Origin of the sequence: Peribacillus glennii (assembly GCF_003429105.1) — a bacterium.
GTDB classification, from domain to species: Bacteria; Bacillota; Bacilli; order Bacillales; family DSM-1321; genus Peribacillus; species Peribacillus glennii.
The window spans coordinates 1221966-1238038 of record NZ_QVTD01000003.1; the positions used below are offsets into that span (position 1 = coordinate 1221966).

The 16073-nt window shown below is 43.1% G+C and carries 20 protein-coding genes; 5 read left to right on the forward strand and 15 right to left on the reverse strand.

Going from position 1 to position 16073, the window contains the following annotated elements; all coding sequences use genetic code 11:
- Positions 1-216 precede the first annotated feature (216 nt).
- The gene (locus tag D0466_RS07410) at positions 217-918 is read left to right on the forward strand and encodes a helix-turn-helix transcriptional regulator (protein WP_117321862.1); all 702 of its coding nucleotides are present in this window, start codon (positions 217-219) and stop codon (positions 916-918) included.
- A gap of 84 nt (positions 919-1002) precedes the next feature.
- Positions 1003-1251 (forward strand): DUF2626 domain-containing protein, encoded by a 249-nt coding sequence (locus D0466_RS07415; protein WP_117321863.1) that lies wholly within the window; start codon positions 1003-1005, stop codon positions 1249-1251.
- Positions 1252-1360: 109 nt separating this feature from the next.
- Here D0466_RS07415 and D0466_RS07420 read toward each other — a convergent pair whose 3' ends face one another.
- Both D0466_RS07420 and D0466_RS07425 read right to left on the reverse strand, forming a co-directional pair.
- Positions 1361-2485 carry a class I SAM-dependent methyltransferase gene (locus D0466_RS07420; RefSeq protein ID WP_117321864.1) on the reverse strand — a complete coding sequence of 375 codons (1125 nt, stop codon included), beginning with the start codon at positions 2483-2485 and terminating at the stop codon, positions 1361-1363.
- A gap of 33 nt (positions 2486-2518) precedes the next feature.
- Entirely contained in the window at positions 2519-3151 is a 633-nt protein-coding gene (locus D0466_RS07425) for an MBL fold metallo-hydrolase (RefSeq protein ID WP_117321865.1), read from the reverse strand.
- Between the two features lie 145 nt (positions 3152-3296).
- Here D0466_RS07425 and D0466_RS07430 point away from each other — a divergent pair, with 145 nt between their 5' ends.
- Together D0466_RS07430 and D0466_RS07435 are read left to right on the forward strand one after the other, a co-directional pair.
- Positions 3297-3776: a hypothetical protein gene (locus tag D0466_RS07430; protein ID WP_117321866.1), complete on the forward strand. Its 480-nt coding sequence runs from the start codon at positions 3297-3299 to the stop codon at positions 3774-3776.
- Between the two features lie 121 nt (positions 3777-3897).
- On the forward strand, positions 3898-4071 hold the full coding sequence (locus D0466_RS07435) for a DUF2759 domain-containing protein (RefSeq protein ID WP_117321867.1): 174 nt from the start codon (positions 3898-3900) through the stop codon (positions 4069-4071).
- A gap of 225 nt (positions 4072-4296) precedes the next feature.
- Here the strand turns inward: D0466_RS07435 and D0466_RS07440 are convergent, their stop codons facing one another.
- The 6 genes from D0466_RS07440 to D0466_RS07465 all read right to left on the reverse strand — a co-directional run bounded on the left by D0466_RS07440 (position 4297) and on the right by D0466_RS07465 (position 10479).
- Positions 4297-4608, reverse strand: coding sequence for an MTH1187 family thiamine-binding protein (locus tag D0466_RS07440; protein ID WP_117321868.1), 312 nt, complete (start codon positions 4606-4608; stop codon positions 4297-4299).
- A gap of 1 nt (position 4609) precedes the next feature.
- A complete protein-coding gene (locus D0466_RS07445; protein ID WP_142919903.1) occupies positions 4610-5692 on the reverse strand; it encodes a YqgU-like beta propeller domain-containing protein in 1083 nt (360 codons plus the stop codon).
- Between the two features lie 196 nt (positions 5693-5888).
- Complete coding sequence (locus D0466_RS07450) at positions 5889-7064, reverse strand: M14 family metallopeptidase (RefSeq protein WP_117321870.1); 1176 nt, start codon at positions 7062-7064, stop codon at positions 5889-5891.
- 136 nt (positions 7065-7200) lie between these two features.
- Positions 7201-9075 (reverse strand): LTA synthase family protein, encoded by a 1875-nt coding sequence (locus D0466_RS07455; protein WP_117321871.1) that lies wholly within the window; start codon positions 9073-9075, stop codon positions 7201-7203.
- A 208-nt stretch (positions 9076-9283) separates the two neighbouring features.
- Positions 9284-10252, reverse strand: coding sequence for an ROK family glucokinase (locus D0466_RS07460; RefSeq protein WP_117321872.1), 969 nt, complete (start codon positions 10250-10252; stop codon positions 9284-9286).
- A gap of 14 nt (positions 10253-10266) precedes the next feature.
- A complete protein-coding gene (locus D0466_RS07465) occupies positions 10267-10479 on the reverse strand; it encodes a YqgQ family protein (RefSeq protein WP_117321873.1) in 213 nt (70 codons plus the stop codon).
- A gap of 174 nt (positions 10480-10653) precedes the next feature.
- Between D0466_RS07465 and D0466_RS07470 the strand changes: the two genes are divergently transcribed.
- Positions 10654-11526: a hypothetical protein gene (locus D0466_RS07470; protein ID WP_117321874.1), complete on the forward strand. Its 873-nt coding sequence runs from the start codon at positions 10654-10656 to the stop codon at positions 11524-11526.
- Here D0466_RS07470 and D0466_RS07475 read toward each other — a convergent pair.
- The 7 genes from D0466_RS07475 to D0466_RS07505 form a co-directional block, all read right to left on the reverse strand.
- Complete coding sequence (locus D0466_RS07475) at positions 11502-13016, reverse strand: rhomboid family protein (RefSeq protein ID WP_142919904.1); 1515 nt, start codon at positions 13014-13016, stop codon at positions 11502-11504. The genes D0466_RS07470 and D0466_RS07475 overlap by 25 nt on opposite strands.
- 191 nt (positions 13017-13207) lie before the next feature.
- Positions 13208-13393, reverse strand: coding sequence for a hypothetical protein (locus D0466_RS07480; protein ID WP_117321876.1), 186 nt, complete (start codon positions 13391-13393; stop codon positions 13208-13210).
- An 82-nt stretch (positions 13394-13475) separates the two neighbouring features.
- A complete protein-coding gene (locus D0466_RS07485; RefSeq protein ID WP_117321877.1) occupies positions 13476-14264 on the reverse strand; it encodes a DUF92 domain-containing protein in 789 nt (262 codons plus the stop codon).
- Positions 14257-14829, reverse strand: coding sequence for a 5-formyltetrahydrofolate cyclo-ligase (locus D0466_RS07490; RefSeq protein ID WP_117321878.1), 573 nt, complete (start codon positions 14827-14829; stop codon positions 14257-14259). Before D0466_RS07490 ends, D0466_RS07485 begins: the two co-directional genes overlap by 8 nt.
- Positions 14822-15088: a hypothetical protein gene (locus tag D0466_RS07495; RefSeq protein ID WP_117321879.1), complete on the reverse strand. Its 267-nt coding sequence runs from the start codon at positions 15086-15088 to the stop codon at positions 14822-14824. Before D0466_RS07495 ends, D0466_RS07490 begins: the two co-directional genes overlap by 8 nt.
- Positions 15075-15224 (reverse strand): 50S ribosomal protein L33, encoded by a 150-nt coding sequence (gene rpmG / locus D0466_RS07500; RefSeq protein ID WP_117321880.1) that lies wholly within the window; start codon positions 15222-15224, stop codon positions 15075-15077. The genes D0466_RS07495 and rpmG overlap by 14 nt, the downstream gene beginning before the upstream one ends.
- A gap of 120 nt (positions 15225-15344) precedes the next feature.
- Positions 15345-15950, reverse strand: coding sequence for a hypothetical protein (locus D0466_RS07505; protein WP_117321881.1), 606 nt, complete (start codon positions 15948-15950; stop codon positions 15345-15347).
- Positions 15951-16073 lie beyond the last annotated feature (123 nt).

Sequence of the window (16073 nt, forward strand, 5' to 3'; positions counted from 1 at the left end):
TGCAATTAGTTTTTCTTTTGTAATGTACTGTTTTCACCAAGCTGGATTTCATAATGTATCCATTCTTAGATAATTTGACAACCCCAAAAATACTTTGTTTATTTATTTCATTTGACTTGAAATGTGAACATTTTCTAAACATTGGAAATATATAGGTTTACAGGGTTACCACTATATTATAATGGAATAAATATCGAGCTCTATGAGGTGAAATGGATGGAACAAACGTTAAAAATAACAAACGTGTTATCTGACCCGACCCGCTATCATATCTACCAGTACATAACAAAACGGCATCAAGAGGTTACCGTACAAGATATAGCAGATTCATTCAATATTCATCCTAATGTTGCCAGACTTCATCTTTCTAAGCTGGAAGATGTGAACATGCTGATATCTAAAACGAAAAAAAACGGCAAGGGCGGACGGCCAAGCAGGCTCTACCGCTTATCGGAGGATGTGGTCCAGCTGCACTTCCCTTTCCGCGACTATCAGCTTTTATCGAAAATCGCCATTCAAACCATCCTTTCGCTGGGTGAAGAAGGAAAACAAGCATTATATCAGACTGGTAAACAATTTGGGTATGAATTGGCGGCAAAGAATACGGCATATGCCAACCAGCCAATCGAGAGCCTGCCTTTTGAACAAAAGATACGCATCCTGAAAAGCGCGGCTACCATGGCTGGGTTTTCTCCGGAATTGCATATAAATGAGGATCAGACAAAAATATATTTTCAAATCTTCAATTGTCCCTTTAAGGAAGTGGCCGTTAACGAGCCCGAGGTGGTATGTACGATGCATAACGCTTTTTTGAGCGGGATGTTTCAATCCTTGTTTGAAGCAGCCGAGGTTGTGGAAAAAGAAAATATGCTGGAAGGATGTGCCTCCTGTTCATACCAGGCAATCGTCACAAACTAGCTACAAACAGTGCTTTACATATTCTTGCCAACTACTTTATAATTATTTTGTATGAACATGATGGGGATAAAAGGAGGGATACAAATGGAGCGCATGTACAGAGTTATGGGGTTTTGGACAGGCATCATGGCTATTATGTTTTACCTTGGCGATATGTATACCACATCTATGCTTTTCTTCGGACAAACCGGATTCTTTGTTCTTTTAAGTTATTTGAAATTATCTGAACGTATGTATATCTACGTATTCGGCGCTTATTTAACCGTTTTCTTTGCCGGATTCACATACTGGACTACATTCATGATGGTTCCAGGAGCCGCCGGCGGCCATTAATAAAAGCATACATAGAACCCATGAAATGGCTTCATGGGTTTTGATTTTGCCTAATAAGAAAAATAAAGCTTTCCTTTACACATTAGTGTATCCGACTCCCAGTCTTCGCTCAAAAAGGAGCTATCGGGGACTTTGTTAATACCGGGAATAAAGCAAAGCTTTCTGTAATCCCTTTGGACTGCAGCAATACCCGAAAATAAGAGCTGATTCCTCCCGGTAACACCAGATTCCTAATAGCCCTGTTCCGTTTTGCGGTTTCCGAAAAGGGATTGGCATCTTGATGATCAAGAAGCTCCTTAAGGATTCCTGCCTTCAAAAGAAATTCCTGCTGCCCCAGAAGCTGTTCATTACTCAAGCCAAACTCTGAGCCGAACCAGGCAAGAGCATCGAAATGAATATGTGAGGTTAAATCCACGTCCCCAGGATTTACCAATACATTTTCCACCATCTGATGATTTTGATAGCCCCTGAGGCTCCCCTTTTTATGGAGCGGTTCCTTCCATTCCTCATTTGTATAGCCATAATCGATTGTAACAAGGAAGCCTTTTTGCAAATGTCCGGCAATTGATTTTAGGTATGATACCATCGCTAGCGGCACTTCTAACCGCTGCCCTTCTGACAATGAGATTTTCTGAACCTCCAAAAATGATAGAATGTCGGGATTCACAACTGGCTCCAGTATTTCTGCAAGCTTTCCTTCTTTCATACAAATGAATGCTTCATATAATAGGCCTTGTTTCTTTTCGATTACATGTACCGGCATGGCATCAAACAGTTCGTTGGAAAACATGATCCCCTCTATTACCGGCAGGTTTTCAATGCTTTCCAGAATAAATACTTGCTGAAAGTCCGAAAGAGCCTCTTTTTGTTTTTTCCGCTGATAGGGACTGACATCAATTATAAAATATTGGAGCTTGCCATACATGGCTGGCTCGTTTTGTCTAATGTAACTAAGGATTGAATGGGCAAGCCTGCCTGTGCCCCCGCCGATTTCACAAAATACCGGCGGCAGGCTGCACTCATTAACAGCGTGAATAAGCCACCTTGCAACTGTGCGGCCAAATGCATCCGCTAAATTGCTTGTTGTATAATAATCACCCTGTTTGCCAATTTTCTCTCTATTTCTCATGTAATAGCCGGTTACGGGCATGTAGAGCGCCAGATCGATAAAGTCACTGTAGCTGATTTTTCCATCCGGGGATTGGCCGATTGCTTCCAGGATCCGTTTTCCCATTCGTTTTCCCTCTTTTATGAAGGTGGTCACTGCTTAAAATCCGTTTAGGAAAGGATTGCTTTCCATTTCATCTGCAATTGTGGTCACTGGCCCATGGCCGGATAATACAATGGTGTCCTCTGGCAGGGACAATAGCTTGCTGTGAATGCTTTTCATGAGTTGATCATGGTTACCCCCCGGCAGGTCGGTGCGGCCTATGCTCCCCTTAAATAAAACATCTCCGGAAAAAACCATACCTTTTTCTTCTAAATAGTAAGAGATGCTTCCTGGAGAGTGGCCTGGCGTTTCAAACAACTTAAAAGAAAAGCTGCCAATCTGCAATTCCGTTTCAGCAGCAAGGATGTGGTCTGCCGGCTTCAAGCGGATCGGTTCGCCCGGGAAAAGCTGTGATCCATTCAAGGCAGGATCCAGCAGCCATTTTGCTTCCTTTTCATGGATATAAGCCGGAATTTTAAAGAATTCACGAACTTGATCCAAAGCCCCGATATGGTCAAAGTGGGCGTGAGTCAACAGAACAGCAAGAGGCTTAAGCTTCCTGGTCTGAATATATTGGATAAGCTTAGCCGATTCTTCTCCCGGATCAAAAATAATGCATTCTTGTTCATCATTGGAAAGTATGTAGCAATTGGTTTGTAATGGCCCCAAAGGGAGCTGATTCCATTTCATATTGTCCATCTCCATATTTTCATTTTGTCCGTCCGCCTTGTAAACAAAAGGTCTCCGGCAGCGTAGATTTTCCTTCTCTCCTTATATATTTCTATTTTACACTAAATGGGATATATTTTTAAGAAAGAGAATAATTGGAGGCATTATGCAAACGGTATTTGCAATAGAACTGGCATACACCCGCAGCGAATTCCCCGATCTATTTGAACTGCTTGCCGGGCAATCCGGGGGTTGTGATATTTTCGGCCCCTTCCTGATAGTCGGTTCAAGGGCGGATGCGGATTTTTTCAAAGAGGTAACCAATGCCGCTGATTCGTTCGTGGACAGTCACGAATTACTTTCAGATGGCTGTTTCATCCCTCTGGAACTATTCAGTGACTATGGTTTTCAAACAAACACGTCCACCTATCTTTTTAAAGAAAGCCTTTCATGTTTCCGAATTGCTTCAGGTGGGAAAACAGAAAGGGGGATGGCGCTCCTGGAACTGGACGAAATCTTGATTGCATCCTGGGATGACCATGGCCATATTCACTTTTTTGTCGATGAATTTCAGAAGGACCTGGTGCTCGGGCTTGCGAAAGCGTACGACATAGAAGTGTCATTTTTACATCTCGACAAATATTAAAAAAAACATTACACTATTAACGAATGCAATTTTTTACATATTTTCCACAGAGGCCAATGTGTCTCGGGGCAAAAATACTGCCCGGCAACGAATCATTATCTTTCAGTGAGGGGGCTAAAATATGGGCTTAATGATTATCTTCAGTCTTGTTACACTCCTGGGTTTATTTGCGGTTTTCAGCTCTTTTAAAAACAAAAATTTTTTGGGATTATTTTTCGCTGCGGGAACAACAGCCGTTATCGGCTGGTTTACCGTCATGACGATCATTCACCACGGATTCCCTGTTGCACACTAATCGAAAGCGCATTCTTGAATGAAACAAGCCATTTACAGGGATCGGCAGAAAGATTCGCTGTTGCGGATTTGAGTGCTCGCCGATTGGCGATCCTTTGAGAAAGCACAGCCGGACGAACAGAATGCGGGTCATACAGGCAAAGGACGTGGAGTACCTAGCCTGATCCTGTGTACTTCATTCCTATCTGCCAATAAAAAAACGGGGCGATTTTTCAGCCTCGTTTTTTTATTTCAAACGTTCCTTCACACTCTGCATTTTCTTTTCCATTGTGGACGGTTTATCACGGCGATCGTCTATCCTGATTGATGTCGCAACCCGGTCAATCCCCTTGGAGAAAGGAGATTCATGGATCTCCTGGATCACCTGCAAGACGACAGAGAGCTCGCCCTCGATTATTGTATTCATCGGTGTAAGCTGATAACGGATAGTACCATCTTCTTCATATCTTTTCAGGATTTTTTGAATGTCTGCCACATAGCTGCTGACACTGGGGCCTTCCGTACCAATTGGGATGACTGCTACGTCTGCTATTGCCAATCTACTCATCCTTTCTCGTTTCAATCAGTGAATATATTTTCTTATCCTTCATTTTAATTAGTTTTTCCTGCTGATGTCCATATAAACACCAGCTGCCTTCAGGCGAGCATGTTATGGGAGCATTTTCGGCCTCCTTCAGCAAGGTCATTTTATCGCCCGTTCGATAATTCACCCTGATCAGCTCATATGGCTCCCCGAACTTTCCTGCTTTGGCATCCATGTCAGGCACGAAGGTGTAAAAAGAATGTGTTGCTTCATTAAAGGTAAAATACGGCACCGCCGTTTCAGAAAAAGAACCGGATCGCGGCGCAGTGAATGAAAACATTTGTTTATTGCTGCCGTCAAAAAACTTATACACTGCTTGATTTGGCTTTTCACTCGTAACCTGTATCGCCATGAAACCTTCCTTCAATTTATGAAACTGAAGGACATCCAGCATTATTGTCTCTTTTTTCCGGCTCATGATATCCATTGAGATGAGAGGAGCGGTGGCGCCGAGATCATTCTTTCCCCAGTCCAGGTACATTAAACGGCCTCTTTCTTCCCATTGTGCGAATGGCTGCGGGAAATCCAAGGCGACTATCGATTTTTGTTTCGTATCAATCTTGTAATTGGTGAAGCTCCAGTCTTCAAAAAAGCTCGTTAAGAAAAGGACACCTTTCTCATAAGGATTCCAGGAATAGTCGAGCTCCTCCGAGGCGATGACTGCAGTATATTCTTCGGTTCCATCATTTGTCAATATATGGATGGCAGCTTTCTTTGCGGAAGATGAAGTATGTACCAGCACAAAATCCTTTGAAGGACTGATCGATACATTCACGATAGGTGCAATAGGCTGGTAAAAAATTTCCTGTTTGCCGCTTTTCAGGTTAAATACCATTAATTGCTGGAGTTCACTGCCAAACGGTTTTGCTGAATATAAGATCAGATCGGAATCCAGCCAACCGACTACAGCTTCAACTTGCATATTTTCCTCGCTGATCGGCTTTGGTATTTCCTTCTGGTAAATTGGTTTGGCATCAATGTCATCCAGTTTATCGATTGTACGGTCCTTTACTGGCTCGCAGGCTGATAAAAGAAGCACTAGTGAGAGTATAAGAAAAGGGTTTCTTGCTATATATTTAAACATAAAACTTGACTGTCGCCATGACATGCCAACGAAAGACCGAAGAAAAGCGATCTCTTCCGCACCTCCCTATATCATTTTGGCTTCATGATTCATGATTTTAATTATAAAACAAATGACGGGGAAATGCCGACATAAATTCCCGAAAATGGACTTACATATACAAACCTGCCATCAATATCCCCAATGTTTCCCGGTAGATGGTATCCATCTGCGATAATGGCAGGGGATTGATGCCTTTTCCGAGCTCAAGGGTAAAGCCGGGCCTCTGATATTCCTGAATGAACCAATCTTTAAAGCCAGCATGGCTGTCGACATAGCGTACGGCTTTGTAGCCGCTTTGTTTTTCAAATTCTTCGGCAATAAAAAAAGCATAAGAAGGTTCATAGCCTTCATATCCCCAATAGAATTCCCGGCCCTGAGTATGGAGGGCGATAACTTTCTCAAAATCACGCTTTTGGGCAAGTTCCATCATTGCAACTGCCTCAGGCTCAGATATCGGTGCTTCCCCCGGGTAATCCCGCGGCGAGGGAGCTTGGGGTTTTTTTCGTTTCTTCTCGATTTCCCAACTGGCTGGATACTGATTATTCAGATCCACTCCACGGATATTTGCTTTCCAGGCATAAAATTCCTCAGACCCCGCATTTATATCTTCAACATCGAACTTTCCTTCAGCCGCCCTGGAACCGTGGAGGACCAGGTCCACCCCATCCGGATTCACCATTGGCACGATCGAAATCTTCTTCCCTTCATAAATCGGCAGCGTGTAAAGGCCGTATAGAGGAAGCCCGGTAGAGAGGGAGATTAACAATTCATTAAGCCATCTCATGAGAATGGCCGACGTAATCCATTCATTTGCATGAAATGAGCCGTTATAGTGCACGATTTCACTGCCCTTCCCGATTCTCACTTCGAATATATCTTTCCCAAGGACACTTGTGCCGATGGTTTCTATTTCAAGAAATGGATAAAGCTTTTCCAGCCTCGTTAAATCCGATGTTAAAGAAGCATAATCATAGAATTTTTTCGTATTGATGACCGGACTGTTTATGTTTATGGGTATTATGACCTCTTGGCTGCCTATACCCAAACTCCCGTTTAAGAGCCCTAATGCATCAACAGAAATATGATAACTGTTTGCAATTTCCATAAACGTCAGCCCCATCGAGGGGATTTTCTTTTTTCTGAATCCTGGTATATGTATGAGCGACCCCTTTAGTGACTTTTCATTCGCGATATGTGGATTCGCATCCCTGATCAATTCAAGCGGAACATGAAAAAGCATACTGTAATATATGAATGAATCTCCATCTCTCCCGGATATTTTCACTCTGTTTCCCTCCTTCGCATCTACTGTTACACTTTATGAGGAAGACAAAAGAAAAATGTAAGGCTGCCGGACGATAAATGGCAAAACATAAGAAGAAAGACAGCCCCATGTTTTAAGGGCTGCCATTCGATGGTGTTTACTTATTTCTATGTTTCTTGTTCTTGTCGCCATAAAAACGCAAGAGATCTCCATATATGATCTTGTCTGAATATTCCAATTCCTGCTTTGCATTTTCTAAAAACGGTTCACAAAAAGTTTTTTCAGTGAGATCGCCTGTCTGCTTGTCATAACAGGTATCCAATGTATAAATATAGTCCTTTGTTATGAAACTGCCGTCACGGAGAACGGTCAGTTCCAAATTATCCTCGGAGAACAGATCGGTACCGAACTCAATGGTATCCTTTGTTTGTATGCCCAGCAAGTGAAGAAGTGTCGGTCTTAGGTCAACCTGTCCTGACACTTTGGTAATGGTTTTTCCTTCTTCTCCGGGAACATGGATGATTAACGGTACCCGCTGAAGCTGCACTGTTTCAAACGGCGTAATTTCTTTCCCTAGGAATTGGCCCAAAGCCTGGTTATGGTTTTCCGAAATCCCATAATGGTCCCCATAAATGACAATCACTGAGTTTTCATAAAGACCGGCTGCTTTTAAATCGGCAATAAATTGGCGGATTGCCTCATCTGTATACCGGACCGTAGGAAAATACCTGTTCAACGTTTTAGAGTTTGAATGGTATTCATCGATGGACCGGTCCTTCTCCGCCAACAGGAATGGAAAATGATTGGTAAGCGTAATGAACTTTGCATAAAACGGCTGGGGCATTTCCTTTAAGTGAGCAATCGATTGGCTAAAGAATTCCTTATCCTTAAGGCCCCAATTCACAGAATTTTCGGGATGGACCTGATAATCGTCTATGTCATAAAACCGTTTATACCCCAGTGATTTATACATGAGATCCCGATTCCAGAAGCTGCCGTTATTAGCATGAAGGGACGCCGTGAAGTACCCTTTTTCATTTAAAATTTCCGGCAATGCCCTGTATTGATTGTGTGAATGCGTAAAAAATACCGCTCCCCGCCCTAGCGGATAAAGTGAATTTTCCACGGTGAACTCAGAATCTGACGTTTTTCCCTGGCCGGTTTGATGGTAGAAATTATCGAAATAATAGCTTTCCTGCAGAAAGCGGTTTAGAAAAGGAGTGATTTCCTCGCCGTTCACTGTCTCATTAATGACGAAGTTCTGTGTCGACTCCATGCTTACCATGATGAGATTCTTCCCTTTGGCGTTCCCATATAACTCTTCATCCGGTTCTACTCTATTGGCACGGACATAGTTTTCAATTTCAGCCAGCTTGCTGCCATCGGCCACTGCCCTTTGCGCGGATGATTTTGATTGCAGGATTATATCATATAAATGGTAATTATAGGTTCCGATATTTTTGACGAGAATTTCCCTGTCGAATGTTCTCGTTAACAGTTCCGGGCGTTCGGCTTCGGATAAGCCAAGATTGAAACAAGCAAGACCTGCTGCTGCGAGGAAAAACACTTTTTTGGCATTGCTGGTGTAATTCTTTTCAGCCAGAAAGGCAGGCTTTATGTATATGATGAGAGCCAAAATCAATAAGTCAACGAAATAAAGCAAGTCAAGAGGATTGACGAGCTCTGTGACACTGCTTCCCAAATCGCTCATATTACTCGTTTGGAACAGGACCGGTATCGTTAAAAAATCATTGAAGAACCGGAAGAAAACAATATTGGCAAAGAGAACCGTTGTGAGAAACACACTAATTAGAAGCACATAAGCATTTCGTCGCTTTTCTTTAAAGAAAAGGCTTACACCAAAAACAAACAATAAAAAACTTAGAGGGTTAATGAATATAATGATTTCCTGTCTCCAGTTTTCTATATCAATGTCAAAATTCAGCTTATAGGCAATATAAGTTTTCAGCCATAACAAAGACACTGCCAGGGCCAATAACGAGACCCCGGACGAGGCGGTAGTCCTCTTCATTATACTCCCCCTTTGTCATTAGGGTCCTATTCTAACCGCATATGTATCAAATTCGATTATTGTCTCTTACCCCCTTCCATGGAATGATGAAACTCACCATGCAGGAAATAATGATAAATATTATAGGAAACCAGGAAAAACATAAGAGAAAGAAGCCTCCTTGTTACAGAAAACTTCCTCCCACTAGCTTTCTCTTTATCACACTGGTCTATTCGGCAACGTAACTTTTAACAAGCCAGGCCGCCCCGATAACACCTGCATCATTTCCTAAGGTAGCTATATCGATTTCCGTTGATTCCCTCACCCTTGGGAATGCGTATTGGCTGAACCAATCTTTCACCGGCTCCAGCAATTGGACGCCCGCTTGTGACACACCGCCTCCAATAATGATTTTTTCGGGGTTCAGCGCGTTCGCTACATTGGCAAGTCCAAACCCTAAATAACGGCATACTTTTTGTATTGTTTCTCTAGCTAATTGGTCACCCGCGTTTGCACACTCAAAAATGTCTTTTGAAGACAACTTTCCATTGTTATCCATAACATCCTGGAGCATGCTTGTTCCTGTAAATTGTGCAAGTGCCTCCCCGGCCAATCGGACAATTCCTGTAGCCGAAGCCACGGTTTCAAGGCACCCTTCTTTTCCGCAGTTGCAAAGAGCGCCATTTTCCGGTACCACAGTTATATGGCCGATCTCACCAGCTGCCCCGCTTATCCCATGAACCAATGCCCCATTGGCAATAATGCCACCTCCAACACCGGTTCCAAGCGTTACACACACTAAATCCTTTGCCCCATTGCCAGCGCCTTTCCACATCTCCCCAAGGGCTGCTATGTTGGCATCGTTGTCAATGAAGGCAGGCAGGGATGTTTCCACTTCAAGTAAATCCTTTAACGGGTAATCCTTCCAGCCAAGGTTTACGGCTTCATAGATTGAGCCATTCACGAAGTTCACCGGACCGGGTGCACCCATCCCAATGCCAAGGACCCTGCTTTTTGGCTCACCCAGCTTATCAAGCTTTGCATCGATGGCTTTTGCTATATTGACTGTGATATATTTTCCCTGTTCAGAGATGTCCGTGGGAATTTCCCATTTATGAAGGATTTCACCATATAAACTCACAAAAGCAAGCTTTGTAGTTGTTCCCCCTAAATCCACACCAATAATCCATTTTTCCATGTTACTCACCTTTTTTATAATTTATTTTGCTGTTTGTCTTTTTCAACTTGAATCTGATGCCTTAACAACAGAAGCGCTGTCTGCAGCTCCTTCGTTTCAATTAGTTGGGAACGGGATAATTCCTTTATCTCCGCTTCCATTAATTCCAGGTCAGCAACACGGTCGCCTGTGTAAATGAACGTTCCAAATCGTTTTAAGAATTGCTGGATGTCATATATTGTTTTCATGTTTTCCCTCTAAAAATAATTTTTCTATAAAAAGTATAAAGGAACGGATATTATCGTACAAGTGCCTCCGGGACGGTAGACAAAACAGGATTGTTTTGCCTCTCCATCATACTTGTCCATACACGGTCATATAGTAAAATATAGTAAAGTAACGTCGGTTGGGAGGATTTCTCTATGAAGATTCAGATAAAGCATGGATTGCTTGCTGTGCTGATTATCATAACCGCAGTGGTTTATTTCTTATACCTGAAGCCTGTCAGGGAAACGATTATTTTTTTTCCGCTTGACCCTTCCTTGCAGTTTGACATAGCTTCCACGGCCCTAGAGACAAAACAGGGAAACGGCTCCTATTCTATTAGCTGGTCCGAACTATCAGTTTTAAATACGCAAGCCTATTTACGGCAGGATATCTCACTATTGTATAAAAACGGAAAACTCGTTAGTGTCCTGAAGGATTGGAAGCAAAACTCCCAGTCGATCACACAGGCAGAAAGACTACCCATTGAGGAAAGTTCAATGTTTCAAGCCGTCACATTCCATTACGCCGAGGTGCATCCGTCCGAATCAGAAATATATAGCGCCCAAAGCTTGACAGGAGACCAGCTTTACGTGATCCGCTCGCCTTATTCCACCTTTCAGTCTTTTAAACACCCGACATCTGCTGAACAAAAAGAATGGAAGCTGGTTCTGGATCAAACGGCAAATTCCGTGATTACAGAAAGCCTGAATCAAGCTGTATCCGCCTTCGCGATCGACAGGAACCGATACAGCGTGGCTGCCCTTACTGATTTGAAATCAAAGCAAGGAAACCTCCTTACAGGCTATACGGAATCGAAGCAAAACGAAATTATCGGAAAGCTTTGGGAAGGACTTTACCGAAATTATGTATTAGGCATCAAACACGATAACGGCAATGAGCTGAGCCCTCTCGGAAGCAGCGTGCCGCTTTTGCTTGTCGCACAGGATAAAAAAGAGCTATTGGTTGTGTTCAGCGCCTCGGATGGATCTCCCGTCATGCTGCGTCAAAAGCTGCCTACACCCCGCTGACGCATCTCATCGAGCAGCTTTTGATACCTATATTCATCAGGACTTAATTGTGCCGCTTTTTTTGCATGGGGGCCGGCTTTATCTGACTGGCCTGTATCCATGTAAACTAGTGCCAAATTAAAGTGGGAAGCAGGAAAATTAGGATTCAGACTGATTGATTGTAAATAATAATTTTCGGCGGACTCTAAATTTCCCCGGCTGGATTCTAAATTGCCAAGCATGAAAAAAGAATAAGGAGCATCAGGACGTTTTGCAATATATTGTTTCAGGAGGTCTTCAGCCTTTTCTTCCTTATCCTCATCCAGGTACTTTTGGGCGAGCCGGGCTGTTTCATTGTCATTTCCATCCAATGCAACAGAAGAATATCCCATTTGCAGCAGCCAATATGTCAAGGAGGCAGTCGCAATGGCGAAGACAAATTGCCTGACAGGCTTTTTGCTTTTTGGAAGATGAACGATACCCGCAGCAAGGAAACCTCCAATCAGGCCGCCGATATGGCCTGCATTATCGATCCCTTCCACAGAAAAACCGAACCCCAGGTTAAAAAGAATCAAAATGATCACATTCATTCCCATAGTCCTGAAAAAAAGCTTCGGATGGGCTATCCCGAAATAGAGAAGAGCGCCAAAACAGCCGAAAATGGCTCCGCTAGCTCCCGCAGATAGATTCGAGTTGGTTAAAAAGCTGGCCAGCACCCCGGCAAAGCCGGCAAATAGGTATAAGATCAAAAAGCGCATCCGTCCATAGATCCTTTCCACTTCAGCACCGAGAAAGTACAAGGACAGTGTATTCATCAATAAATGGAGAAATCCAATATGGATGATGATCGGAGTGAAAAACCTCCACCACTCTCCCTGCAGGATCAGCGGGTTGTATTTAGCCCCAAATTCAATTAGCGTTGCCGAATTTGTGCTCCCGCCTTTCAGTTCCATCAGCAGAAAGATGGCTACCTGCAAGACGATAAATACATAAGTAAAAAACGGCTTCCCTGCTGAAAAAAGCTGTTGTTCCTCCTTTGTCCTTTGTACGGATGCGGAAAGGGCCGTTTGTTTCAAATAGGCGATTTGCCCTTCTTCCATTCCTTCAGCATCCGGAATCTTAAAGAGGAATTGCTTATCCAGGAGATGTTCGAGTTCCCGTGATTTGTCCTCATATTGGGACGTATCCATTATGTATGTATGAACCGTTGTCTTATTGTTGATAGCCGGTGAGGTTATCAAGTATTCATAGTCATCAACCGGGGCGAAAGATGTTACATAGATGTTTAACATCTTCAGCGGCCTTCTGATCAATTGCTTTCTGATTTGTTCGCCATTGAGTGCCGTTCTTTCGACGTCCCGCTTCAGCCAGTTAGACCAATCCAGGTCAACACGCATCAGCCTGATGATCGGGTAACCCTCCCCGCTGCTGTTTTCCAGCCAAATTTCCTCATGTTTTTCAGTAAGTGTAACCATGCGGTAACCATAACGGACCGTAAGCTCCTTGAGCATAGACCAAAAAATATAATCCTCTCTTAATCCCAATGCCGTACCTACTTTCCGGATACACTTCCCTTGTAATATTTCCTTATTCACTCACTTAAAACTATAGACGAAAATGCAGCAAATGTAAAAAAAACAGACCAATCCCACTAGCGAATTGGCCTGCTTGATGCAGTTTCCCCTTTATCAAGGGGGGAAGCTCATTCCGGTTTAAACATCCCCTGAACCATTTTTTCCCTGACTCCGGGCATATTCATGGAACTTTTCACAAAAAGTTTTCTTAAAATACTATTGGACAGAGCCGTATTCAAAAGCCTATACCGGTAACGGAAGCCTAAATAAACAGCTCCACCCATCATTGACATTCTTACAAGTGAACGAATCATAAACATCCCTCCTGTCCGTATTTTGCTCAAACAGGAGGTACTTTTATGAGGAGTAATTATTATTCTGGCCAAAGCGCCCATACTAAAATAATGTAATCAACAAAACAGCCAACAAAGAGGCAAGCGTGATTGATGAGAAGTTTATGACATCATTTGTAATGAGGCGTCCGCCTTTAACCAGCAACGTCTGCTGTCCGCAATGGATTGTCCTTTCAGTTTCCAGACCACATGCCCCGCAACGGAATCTTGCCTGTACCACTGCTCCGAGAAGAGTATCAGCCAAATTTCCGATAAACCCAAAAACTGCAACGAAAGCAAGAAGAGGATGCCATGGCAGTTTAAAAAGAAGAACCGCAGAAATTGCAATCAGCCCTGCCCCGACAAAACCGGCAGCTGAACCTAACAATGAAACAGCTCCTGAAGTTCCTCTTTCAGCCGGCTTTAACGTTAAAACATAAAAGGGACGACGCTTGCTCAAAACACCAATTTCTGATGCCCAAGTATCAGAGTTGGCAGCTGCTATCGACACAATGAATGCCAGAAGTGACGCCTCAGAGGGATGAAAAAAATGTATCCATGCACTAATTGCTGCCGTTCCCCCATTGGCAAGGACTTGCTGCCAATCCCTGGCATCCCCTTTTTCGAGCTTTTCTTCGATACTCTTTTTTTTTGAGGCCAAGAATTTTGACCACAAGCTTGAAGTTGCAAAAAAGATTCCTAATAGCAACAAGCCCGGCAGCTGAAAACCGATAGCGACTGAAATTCCGACAAAAACGGTGGCAAAGGCACCTGAAAAGGTAAGTGATTTAACCAGAAACCCTGCTAAAGCGGTAGTGACGATAAAAATGATATATAGAATATTACTAAGCATTACAAACGAATACCCTTTCCGGAGTAATAAGCTTGCCAACGGGTATATCATGCTTTTCAATTGGCAAAGCCGGTAAAACCTGTTCATTAAATGCCAGTGAAAGCGTCGGCCCATTATAATAAGGAAGAAACCGGTCGTAGTAGCCTCCTCCAAAACCAATGCGATATCCTGTCCTTGTATACCCAAGGCCCGGTACGATCAAAAGATCGATTTCTTCCCTCGGTGCTTCCGTTGTTTCATTCAAAATAGGTTCCTGCAGTCCAAAAAAGACCGTTTCAAGCTGTTCTAAGGAAGTGATTTTCCTGAACTGGATGGATTTTTCTTTGGGAAAGCATTTAGGCACAGCCACTTCTTTTCCCTGTTCCCAGGCTTTCTTAATGATTTCCCGGGTATCCACTTCCGGTACATTGGAGACCGTTACGCCAACAACCTTAGCTTTTTCCCACTCTCCCAGCTTAAATAGATTTTTGGCGATCTTGCGTGAGAGGGTGCGGTAATCAGGCTCACTGATATTCTGCAATACAGACTTCAATTGCCCGCGGATTTCCTTCTTCACTTCATTCATATATGTAGTAGCCTCCTTTTGCATGTAAAATAAAGAAAACTCGCCGGTTGGCGAGCCTTGAAAAGGGGTAGTTGAGGCGCACAGGATACGGGGCAAAGGCGAAGACATAAAAACGCGCACCGTATTTTTTGCCTGTGTTCTGCATTTCCTCGTAAACTTGGTACTGCGTCGCCTGAACATCGGTACGTGCCCCAAGTTTATATTTTCTTAAAGTGCAAAAAAAGCAACAGGAAAAATCCTGCTGCTTACTTTGTTTCACGGTGTACTGTGTTGCGTTTTTCTCTTGGGCAGTATTTTTTAAGCTCAAGACGATCTGGATTGTTACGTTTATTTTTTTTAGAAATATAGTTACGGTCTCCACACTCAGTGCAAGCTAACGTAATATTCACGCGCATGTGTATTTCCCTCCAAACATAAATGCTATTTCACATAGGACTTTTCTATAATAGCACTTTTCTATATGAAATGCTAGTCTGTTTTTTCGAGGAAAATATACAGTTTTTATAAAGCGGTATTTAAATATTCAAATTAGGGCCGGAAGCCAGAAGGCCATCGTTAATAAATTTTGCTTCTTCCTCTGTTGCGGCGGATATGACCCAAGCAATGGCTTCCGCAGAATCCTGCGTCATGATTGTGGTTTCGAAGGAAAACATGGTGCTTACTTCTCCCTTTGCAAGCGGGGAAAAAGAGAGGATACCTTCTTTCATGGACTTAAAGCAGCCGTTATGGTAAAGGTGTTTTTTTCCCTGGATGCAATATTGGGAAATGCTTTTTCCGTTAATTCCTCCACCAATCAAAGTAACGGACGCTTGGCCCATATGCAGGATCGCTTTTTCACTCGGACTATAGAAAGCGACTGCCTGCCGTTCTAATAAATTCTCATATTGGAACATGATTTTCGGCATAATCTTTTCTTTTGAGCAATTTTTGATCGTAAACTTGAAAAAGGTAACCGGATTCTTTGTATGGGTCTGAACCAGGGTCCTGACCTCTCCATTTGCATGGCTCGCTGATTCCTCCGTTACCCAGTCAAAGGTTCCATCCAGCCAAATTCCGGCTTTCAGGTTCTTCAGGGAAACTGCCTGCTTATATTTCGGTTGGTATGCTGATAGACTAATCATTGTTTTCCCCCTTAGATATGAATGATGCAACACAGGCCTTGTCTCTGTTGCCTGTCCCATGAACACATTGTATTTATAATCCACTGGCTTACGGCATTATTAATTTTCTAAAAATTCTATATC